Here is a 2,889-nt window from a genome sequence, read left to right as displayed (position 1 = left end):
CCCGCGGAGCGGGATACTCCCCGGCAAGCCGGGGAGTAGAGCGCGCCTCGCGCAAGCGCGAGGCGGATTCCCGCGCAAGCGCGGGAATCGAATTCCGCAAGCGGAATTCTGAGGTAGGGTCAATTCGCGCAAGCGCGAATTGTGGGTACTCGCGCGAGCGCGAGTACCGGGGCGTCCGCTGCGCTCCCGCCCCACCGGCTTCGCCGGGCAGCGAGGGGTGGGGGTGAATCGCGCCGTGGCCTGTGTAGCGTCTGGGGTTCTGCCCCACCACCCCGAGGCTGCCGGATCGCCGGGCCGGGACTCCTCGGGGCTCTGTGGAATAGGGCGGTGATGATGCATCAGCATCCCACCTGTGCACTGTCTGGGAAACCCTCCCGGTATCACCCTGTGACCTCCCCTGGTGAACCATTACTGAGGGTGTATCAAAACCCATGCTGAGGTGAGCTCTGGAGACGCGCTTTCCATGATGCATCAAGGGTTCTGTTCTGTGTAGTGACTGGAATATCTCCGCGCCCCTGGGAGCCTGCCGGATCGGGCACGGGCCAGGGACGGGGACCGCGCGGAAGGCTCCGCCGAACCGCCGGCACCCCCGCCAGGGCCACCCCGAGGAGGGCGTCCCCGTCCCGGGCACGGGCCCGTGGTGGGCGGGCTCCCTCTCACCCTCTCAGCCTGCCCGTTCACCTGGGAAAACAGCCTGAGAGCCTCTCAGGCCCGGCCCACCACAAGGGCCATGGTGAGGCGGGGTCAGTAGTCGAGGTCGAGGTAGTCGATGTCGTCGAGCCGGACCTCGGACAGACCCAAAGCACGGGCGCCGCCGTCCTGGAAATACACGTCCCGAAGGCCCTCGGCGATCACCTGGCGCAGTTCGCGGTCAGGGGCGCCGGCGGACTGGGCGTCGAACAGCCGCTGCGCGTAGGCCGGGGGGAGGTGGACGGTGAGGCGGCGGAACCGGCCGTCGTCGGTGTGGCTCTGTCGATGACGAAGAGGTTCTGGCACAAATCTCGGGAAGTTATCACGGAGAGTAATCGTGACGTTCGATGATGTGGGAGGTTGAGCCTCGACTCCGTGCCGAATATTCTGCCTCACCGAACTTTGATGATGGTCCGACTTTTCCGGACTACGGCGTGGGGGTGGCAGGCTGGCCGTCGCTCCACGTCCGCATTTGAGCTGGCCTGTCCTGGATGGACAGAGATCCTGGGACCGCCGGGGGTGGCTATTCGATTGCGGATCTGGCCGATGGCTTGGCACGGTTCAGGCATCGTGCGCGTCTGCATCGTGATTTGAGGAGGCACCCTCATGACTGTCGTTCCGGAACGTCGTTTGGCTCTTCTTGGAGGCGGCTTCTCCACCGACGACGACGGTCTACTGGATGACTGGGTGCTCGGTCAGGTGCCCGTTCCTCGCCCCAAGGTGTGCTTCATCCCTACAGCCAGCGGCGATGCACCCGCCTACATCGAGCAGTTCTTCGAGGCGTACCGGTCACGTTCGTGCGAGCCCAGCGTCTTGCAGCTGTTCCGGCGGGAGCTCGATGACGACGAACTGCGCACGTTCCTGCTCTCTCAGGACCTCGTCTATGTGGGTGGGGGCAACACCGCGAACATGCTGGCGGTCTGGCGCGCGCACGGCGTGGACCAGCTACTTCGCGAGGCCTTCGACCGAGGGACCTTGCTGTGCGGCATCAGCGCTGGTGCCAACTGCTGGGCCGAGGGCTCGCACACCGACTCATTTGGGCCACTGACCCACCTCTCCGATGGGCTGAGCCTGCTATCCGGCTCGGTCTGCCCGCACTACGACAGTGAACCGGGCCGACGAGCGTCCTATCAGGCGGCTGTGGCAAGCCGCGCGCTTCCGGCTGGCTGGGCAGTAGAAGACGGAGTCGGCGCCCTTTTCACCAACGGCCATCTCACGGACTGCGTGACACTCACACCTGAGGCTCTGCTGTATCGGGTGGAACCAGACATAGACAGCCGGGTTTCAGAAAAAGCCCTGCCATGCCGTCTGCTCGCCCCACCACACCAGGTCAGTCAGCGGGCGTGAACGGGTGAGGGGCCCGGCGATACCCGTCGGGTCCAATTCGCCAATCGAACTCTGGCCTGACCAGAGGCTCGGACAACTACACAGCCATGGTCAGAGGGCAGGCACAGGCGGTACACAAGAGTGATCACACGAAGTTCTGGCCCGCCGAACCCGCATCAGACAAGACGCCTGCTTCCTGGCTACTGCAGCAGGATCATCTTCCGAAGAAGGTGGAATCCGGCTCGTCCATAGAGCTGTCTCTTGATCTTCTTGATGCGGTTCACGGCGCCCTCGATGCTGCCCGAGCTCCAGTCCAGAGTGAGGCCTGCGGTCACGGCGTCGAGGTCTCGGCGCAAGTGGAGTGCGAAGCCGGTGAGCCCGGGCAGCTGGCTGGCGTCGACGGCATCGATCCAGGCAGGGAGCGTCGCACCGAGACGGCCGCTGAGCATCTCGCCGAAATCGCGGACGTGTCTGGCAGCCGTATCCAGTTCGGGACAGCGGGCCAGGACCTCCTTCAGGCCGGCCCTGTCTTCCTCCTTCAGGGTCGTGGGGTGGCGGGTGATCCAGCCGGTCACTTGCCGTACCGTCGGCGGCCGTGGCGGTGCGGCGGACGGAGCCCCGCGCAAGGTGGCGATGTGGGCGCGGACCATGCCGTAGGTGACGGGAGCGTGCTCGGTGACCAGCTCGCTGTGCAGTCGGGTGACGCTGGTGCATCCCTCGGCGAATCGCCGCTCCAGGTAGGGCTTGTAGGGGTCCAGCCTGCTGGGCCGGGGCGGGCTCTCGCGGATGGTGTCCTGCCAGCGTGCGGCGTTCGCGTACCGGAGGACGGTGTTGAGGCCCCAGCCCAGGTGCCGGGCGATCGCCCGGCGTGAG

2 protein-coding genes and 1 pseudogene are annotated in these 2,889 nt (G+C 66.0%); 1 reads left to right on the top strand and 2 read right to left on the bottom strand.

Annotation, left to right across the window (positions count from 1 at the left end; all coding sequences use genetic code 11):
• Nucleotides 1–744: 744 nt before the first annotated feature.
• Nucleotides 745–966: pseudogene (gene tpg / locus ACH4TP_RS40295) on the bottom strand (telomere-protecting terminal protein Tpg); the annotation flags it as partial.
• 330 nt (nt 967–1,296) lie between these two features.
• Between tpg and ACH4TP_RS40290 the strand changes: the two are divergent.
• Nucleotides 1,297–2,037: a Type 1 glutamine amidotransferase-like domain-containing protein gene (locus ACH4TP_RS40290; protein WP_398440715.1), complete on the top strand. Its 741-nt coding sequence runs from the start codon at nt 1,297–1,299 to the stop codon at nt 2,035–2,037.
• Between the two features lie 179 nt (nt 2,038–2,216).
• Here ACH4TP_RS40290 and ACH4TP_RS40285 read toward each other — a convergent pair.
• Nucleotides 2,217–2,889: transposase (locus ACH4TP_RS40285; RefSeq protein ID WP_398440714.1), on the bottom strand; the 673-nt coding region annotated here is incomplete at its 5' end.

This window comes from Streptomyces sp. NPDC021012 (assembly GCF_044333355.1).
GTDB lineage: Bacteria > Actinomycetota > Actinomycetes > Streptomycetales > Streptomycetaceae > Streptomyces.
Note: the sequence above shows the minus strand (reverse complement) of the source record. Positions and strands in the feature narration are given on the sequence as shown.